Origin of the sequence: Micromonospora sp. NPDC050276, from assembly GCF_044459545.1 — a bacterium.
Taxonomy (GTDB): Bacteria; Actinomycetota; Actinomycetes; order Mycobacteriales; family Micromonosporaceae; genus Micromonospora.
This window is the reverse complement of record NZ_JBITJA010000039.1, coordinates 1-6,336: the sequence shown is the minus strand read 5'-3', so window position 1 is coordinate 6,336 and position 6,336 is coordinate 1. Positions and strand designations below refer to the sequence as shown.

General features: G+C 67.5%; 4 protein-coding genes and 1 pseudogene. 3 read left to right on the top strand and 2 right to left on the bottom strand.

All coding sequences use genetic code 11. From position 1 onward, the window contains the following. Nucleotides 1–1,173: 1,173 nt before the first annotated feature. Nucleotides 1,174–1,458 (bottom strand): hypothetical protein, encoded by a 285-nt coding sequence (locus ACIBF8_RS32000; protein ID WP_396787644.1) that lies wholly within the window; start codon nucleotides 1,456–1,458, stop codon nucleotides 1,174–1,176. A gap of 675 nt (nucleotides 1,459–2,133) precedes the next feature. On the opposite strand from ACIBF8_RS32000, the pseudogene ACIBF8_RS31995 reads away from it, so the two are divergent. The 3 genes and pseudogenes from ACIBF8_RS31995 to ACIBF8_RS31985 form a co-directional block, all read left to right on the top strand. Further along, nucleotides 2,134–2,859: pseudogene (locus tag ACIBF8_RS31995) on the top strand (helix-turn-helix domain-containing protein); the annotation flags it as partial. 807 nt (nucleotides 2,860–3,666) lie between these two features. Then, on the top strand, nucleotides 3,667–3,897 hold the full coding sequence (locus tag ACIBF8_RS31990; protein WP_396787645.1) for a hypothetical protein: 231 nt from the start codon (nucleotides 3,667–3,669) through the stop codon (nucleotides 3,895–3,897). Further along, on the top strand, nucleotides 3,786–4,343 hold the full coding sequence (locus ACIBF8_RS31985) for a phosphotransferase (protein WP_396787643.1): 558 nt from the start codon (nucleotides 3,786–3,788) through the stop codon (nucleotides 4,341–4,343). The genes ACIBF8_RS31990 and ACIBF8_RS31985 overlap by 112 nt, the downstream gene beginning before the upstream one ends. A gap of 503 nt (nucleotides 4,344–4,846) precedes the next feature. On the opposite strand, the gene ACIBF8_RS31980 is transcribed toward ACIBF8_RS31985, so the two are convergent. After that, nucleotides 4,847–5,803, bottom strand: a complete 957-nt coding sequence (locus tag ACIBF8_RS31980) for a hypothetical protein (protein ID WP_396787642.1) — start codon at nucleotides 5,801–5,803, stop codon at nucleotides 4,847–4,849. Nucleotides 5,804–6,336 lie beyond the last annotated feature (533 nt).

The following is a 6,336-nucleotide window of genomic DNA, read 5'->3' as shown; positions in this document are numbered from 1 at the left end:
CGCCCAGTCCTCCACGCTCAGCACCTCCCGATGCTTCAGGAGGTGGTCCCGATTCAGCCGGAACCACATGGTCAGTTTTCAGGCGGAGCCGACAGATCGCCATACGGGCCCGGATGGCTTGCTTATGGTTACGCCTGTTGGTCATGACACGCCCTCCGGCGGACCCACGCTCCACCAGGACGAGAGACCGGTGTGCGACTGTGCGCGAGTCGGGCGAGACCCTTGTCCGTCGATATCCCGGCGTCGTGGGTGACCGGAACGCGGAGCCGGCTGGCGCGTGCAGCCGCGCATCAGGATAGCGGAAGCAGTCGCCCTGCGCAGCCGGCCGTGGCGTGTGGTGGGGCTGCCGCCGCACGGCAAGCGACGGAGTTTAGCGACCGTGCCTCTTGATCCACGTCTGGTGGTGGCCGTGTCATCGTGGTCGTGAAAGGGCGGCAGGTGCCGCTACGGTCCTGAGTCGGGCAGCAGAGGCGTGTGTCCCACCGGAACCGTATGGGAGAGAGCTCTTCGCGCTGGCCTGGTTCCCGGCGGCTCCTAGGTCGCAGACGGCACATCACCCAGCACTTCGCGGTCCGCATCGTCCACCCGCTCAGCCTACGGACCGCCGCCGTCCCGGCACTGCACAACATGTGCTCGGACGACGATCGATTCCCGAACCTGCAGGAGTTGCTGCTGGACTACTTGTTGCCGCCGTCGGACGACCCGGGTGTCGCGGTGCTCGTATCGCCCTCAGGGTCGGACGCTCTCGGCGTCGCCCTGCTTGGAGGTTCAACTCCGGGGTCGTATGGGCTGTACGGACCCCGCGAAGGTCCCGGCGGCGGGCCTAGCGCGTCTGACCCCGGAGCGGGATAGGGCGGCTGAGGATCGTTGGGGCGGGAGATCGCGGGCGATATCGGCGGCGTCCGATAGGACGGGCGTTCCTCTGGTTGGTAACCCGCGTAAGTTCCGTAGAGGGAAGAGCGAGGGTGGGGCCAGCTCGCGGTCGACCAAGGCGGCGGGTAGCCCTCGCCGGAGACGCCCTCGCTGTTCGGCGCGGCCGTCTCCCGGTCACTTCCGTTCCTCTGGAGCGGTGGAACGGCAGCGAGGGCGCGGGTGAGGCGTGATCGTTGTCCGCCGCGGAAACTGCCACGGGGGTTTGCGGCCAGGGCGAGCACGAGCCGGCCCAGCCAACTGTCAGCTTGCAACATCGCGCGCTCGATCCTGCAGTACCTGCTGGCGCTGCTCCGCGACGGACATGATGGAGGGCTGTCCCGCCGCCGAAGTCATGGCTTGCGCGTCCTGAGTCGATACGGCCCCATTGCCGACGCTGACGTTTTGAGCGATCCGGGCAACGAGCAAGGGAGCGGTCAGACCCGCGAGAAATGCCGTGAACGGAGTGGGCGTCTGGCCCGAAGCGCCAAGTACGGCGGCGAGCCCGGTCCCGGCGAACAAACGGAGCCCGGTGGCGAGCAGCACCATGGGCAGATCCTCCGGCTGTCCCCATGGCCATCTCCATCGACCGCGCCTCGGGTTGGCCGGACGCATGACGGCGGACAAGTGGAGGGCCTCGGCGACGGCACTGCCGAGGAGTCCCCACAGGGCGGCCTCAAAGCCAGTCATTCGAGCATTCTAGACGTAACTTCCTGATCGCTCCGCGTCACTAGGCCCGGTTTCGCCGACTACGGCACGAGCCCTCGGGGCCGCGCGGTGAGCGGCCGGCAAGTCCGTGCTGGACGCCCGCCGGGCCCCGATCCGCCCCAAGGGCGGCTACACCAAATGGATTCACTGGGGCTGGCCGCCGGGAACCGCGACGCCTGACTCGCCACGTCGCTGTGGAACGTCGGTTACGCAGCGCGCATCCTCGGAGAGACGTCAGCGCAAATTCTCGCGAATGCCGCTGAGGGCGTGCGGTACTTCGACGGATGCCGACAACCAAACTCCGACAAAACGTCGACACTGTGGTCCTGCCACGGTCTGCTGCCGCGGTCGACAATGGGCACCTGACGATGCTGCCGATCTCGCAGCGGCCATCGGCCGCACTGGTACATGGCCAGGTGATCGGCGCTGCTCGGCCGACCCGGACGATTGTCACCGACGGCAGCCATCGTCTGCACACATCGTGACTGCACGTCTCCACTAGACCGGGGATTGGCGATGGCTGACAGTGACGAGACCAAGGCCGCCCGCCGCGAGCTCGGCCGCCGGCTCGCGCAGCTGCGCAGGGCTGGCGGTCACACCCAGCACGACTTGGCGCGGCTCGTGCAGTACGGCCGCAGCTCCGTGGCGAACACGGAGACCGGTCACCAACACCCGGACCGTGCCTTCGAGGCGCGCTGCGAAACTGTGCTGCAGACCGGTGGCATGCTCGTCAGTGAGTACGACCGCATCACCGAGCTGAACCGCCAATGACGACGCTCATCGGCGATCCAGGAGGCCAGGAGCACTTCGGGGCCGGCGACGCCGACCGATGCTGGCCACGACGCCTTCGGAGCGAATGGCGGTGCTGTTCTGTGGGAAAGCGAGGACAGCATCGATGCCCGTCGGCTGGCGCTGAAGTCTTCCGTCGATGACAACATCCGTCTCGCCTATCTGGAAAACGAGGTCCGGCAGGCAATCGCCGACAACGAGCGCCTCACCCCGGTAAGCCTCATAGCGCGTATGCGACCGCTGCGCTCCTACGTCGACCAGCTCATGGCAGGCCGGCAGCACCCACCGCAACGCGCCCGGCTCTACGCCGTCGCCGCTCACCTGTCCGGACTTCTCGGCGCACTCGCCCTTGACCTCGGCGCATTCGGTGCGGCGCACGCCTACGCCGCCGAAGCGTTCGACCTCGCCGAGGCTGCCGAGCAGTCCGACGCGCAAGCCTGGGCACAGGCCCCGCCATCCGCTACGAAGCCACCATCTACCTCGCCGCCATCAACGAGTGGCTGTGACCGGACCCGGCACCATTCGGGGTGGAGGGTCGCACGCTCGCTGCCATGGGCCGCCCTGGAGAGCGAGGGGATAACTTGTCTGTCGGATCCGCTGGTCGGCTGTCTGCACGGAGAAGTTGACGGGCAGCGGCTCCGGTGTGAAGGCAGTTGCGCACTCAAGCGTGACTTCGACGTCGATCCAGCTCGTTCCGCCCGGGCGGACCAGCCAGGACTGGCCTGTGCCGCGTACGAGGACGCCCGGTCTCCCTGCTTCCTCTACCTGCACTATGACGGGCGCCTGGCCGGCGTTGACCAACACCAGTTGCGCGTCGAGTCGCACCCTCCCAAGGCCGTTCAAGCCCCCCAGCTATTGGGCGAGCCTGGCAAGGCCACCAGTGTGACGGTGCTGGCCTCGGTCCGTTCCTCGCGAGAGCTCCACACTTCGGCGCCGCCGACGCTACCGAGCGCCAAGCCGACTACCAATGCAACGACCAGGTAGGCAGCACCCTTCCGCCCGGGCCTAACTCCGGCGGAGCGGCCCCCGTCCGAGCCACCAAACTCAGCGCCCGGCATATCCAGATCGATGACTCCATGGCTCGCCGTCATGGCGACAGACTAGGGGTGGGTCTTGCCGAAGCTTGGTCAGCGACGCCGAAATGCCTTGATCAAGCCCTCGCCAACTTCGATACAGACCCTAGGCGATGCGGCAGGCGCCCACAGCGAGCGCTTCGACCTACTCGATCGGCTATTCGCCAAAGATCGACCCGCCTCGACGGTGAGAGGACCAGCCGGACAGATCTTCGTCAAGGCGGCCTGCGGCGAGTTACGTGTTCGGTCGCTGCGCTACGAAGTGGCGGTAACCCGGGCCATCGGCCGGCACCCGCCCGCAGTCCTGTGGCAGTTCGAATCCGATGGCTGGCTGGTGGTGGGGACCGACCACCTGCCGGTCCTCACCCCGACCTGTCAACCGGCAGCACCGACCTCGATCTGCTCCTCGCCGCACTGACAGCACTTCAGGAGACGCCGGCGCCTGACGAGATGTGGTTCACTCCGGCAGCCCGGCTCGGGTTCGCGCTCCCGGCGATGGATGGCGAGACACTTATCCACTCCGACCTCAACCCGGCCAACCTGATCGTGACGCCAGTCGGCCTACGGATCGTCGATTGGGCGTGGGCAACCAAGGCCGCCGCATGGGTCGAACTCGCGTTGCTCGTCCAGTGGCTGATCGGCAGCGGACACAGCGCCGAACAGGCGGAAGAGTGGCTAGCGCAGCTTCCCGCATGGACCGCGACTGACCATCAGGTCCTCGACGACTTCGCGTCAAGGAACGCGATGAAGTGGGCCGCCAAGTCCCGGCAGAGCACCGAGCGTCGGGGACGCGACCTCGCAATGTGGACCGGCGAGTGGGCGGACCACCGGGCCGACGGCCACCAGTCAGCCCGTGAGCCATAGCCCGGGGCCACGCTCTCGTGATGTGGACGCCGGTAGCGGTAGGACCAGCTCCTCAACCGCCAGCAGTCCCCACTTGGGGCTGCAAATCAGGCCACGCAGCCGGGCGGGTCCATGCCGGTCCGAACCCAGAGACAGCCACGTTGCTCCCAATCTGCTCCCAATGTAAGCAGCACATACCGCAAAGCCCGTCACCGATGACTTCGGCAACGGGCTTCTGACCTGCACAAACTGAGAGTGGGCGATGCTGGTATCGAACCAGCGACCTCGTCGGTGTGAAACAGGACGCCGCACCGACTCTGACCTGCGGCAACGTGGAGCTGCAGGCAGGGGTGGGTGCAGTTGAGCGCCGTTCGTTGCCGTTGGACGCGGTTCGAGGACGTTCAGTGCAGCCTGTTGCTCCCAGCCTGCTCCCCTGGTCCCGGATCCGCACCGGTCCACCTTCGGGTCGTCGGCTACTCCATCAGCACCCGCATGCAGGCCTTCTTGGGCTTGGCGACAAACCCTCAGCCCGCATCGACGATTTCCACCGCGGGTGCGAAGTGGCGCACCGCCGCCGCAAGGCTCGAACGGTGCAGCCGCCAAAAGCTCGCCGGCCGGCTGTCGGCGATGACGGCCGGTGGCACGTGCGGGACGAGCGCCTTGTTCAACCGCCACAGGCGGCGCGAGCGCGCCGAGCCCGGCAGCGGCGGCAAGCCGGGGCGCCGCTGCAGACCGACGTATGGGACCGTGGCCAAGCCGGCCTGTTGCGTCCACAGCACGATAGCCTCAATGTCGGACCACGGCACCACCGCCGTGTGTGAGGACGGCCAGGGCGGCGTTTGACCCAGAGTGACCCCCGCCGCGTCGACGCGCAGCGCCACCCGGCCGCTCAACACGCTGACAAGCCGCAGCAGCAGGAACGCACCCCCCAACCCGGTGGCCACCACGCCGGGGAGAGGTTCGTCGCGGAGAAGCGCGACGCCGACGGTGACAAAGACCGCGCTGGTAGGCACGAGCAGCAAGTCGCGGCGGGTGAAGCAGAACCGCTCCTCGTACGCCTCGCCCGGCGCGATCATGCTGCCCTCGGCGGCCTTGCCGCGAGACAACGGCATCGTGGATCGCTGAGTGACGATGACGTAAGCGAAGGCTCCCAGCCAGCCGGCGACCGCGAAGCTGACCACGCCGTCCCATGGAAACGGCAGTCCCGCCAGGACCACCCGGTACAGCAGCAGGTAAGCAACGATCGTCACCGCCAGAGCGACGCCAAGCGCCCACCAGCGATGCCGCGGACGGACCACCACCTGCCACCACAACAGCACCAGCGGGCCGCCCGGAGTCAGCACCACCGGACGCAACCACACTTCCGGATCACTACCCCTCGCCGTGCCGGCCACCACGACCACGCCAAGCATGAGGACCGTCGCGAGGGGCGGCCCAAGGATCGCCCAGCGAAGGCGCAGGGAATTCGCATCGTCCGGCACGCGGGAACAGTACGGGAGACCATCCTCCACGCCCAGCCGCTCACGAGCGTACTTCACCTCCGGGGACATACTGGCCGAGCGCGACTCGTTCGGCATCGTGCTGGGATGCCTACTCGTCACGAGCGGCATAGCCGGGATCTGGCGAGCTCTTCGACTCGGCGTGGTAATCGGCGGAGAGGGTGTCCGTGTCCGCGGCTTCGACAGCCGTGATCAGGTCACAGCGTGGAGCGTGGTCCAGTCGGTCGACTGCGCGCAAATCGACGTACGAGGAGGCTTGCCGCTCTACGTTCCCGTCCTCCGTCTCGGCGACGACGCCATGCCTCTCTCGGCGCTCGGCTCATACTTACGGCAGGACGCCGAGCGCAAGGTTGAACAGCTGCGGAGCCTCAAGGCCAGCGCCGCCCGTTCCTGACCGAGACGCAGAGGCGGGCACCCGACCAGCGGCTACTTGTTTCATTGACCTGCGACCGTGGCCCGGCCAGGCTTCGGTCGAGGCGCCCGGGCTGTCGCTCTCATTGCGGCTGCCCACGCTG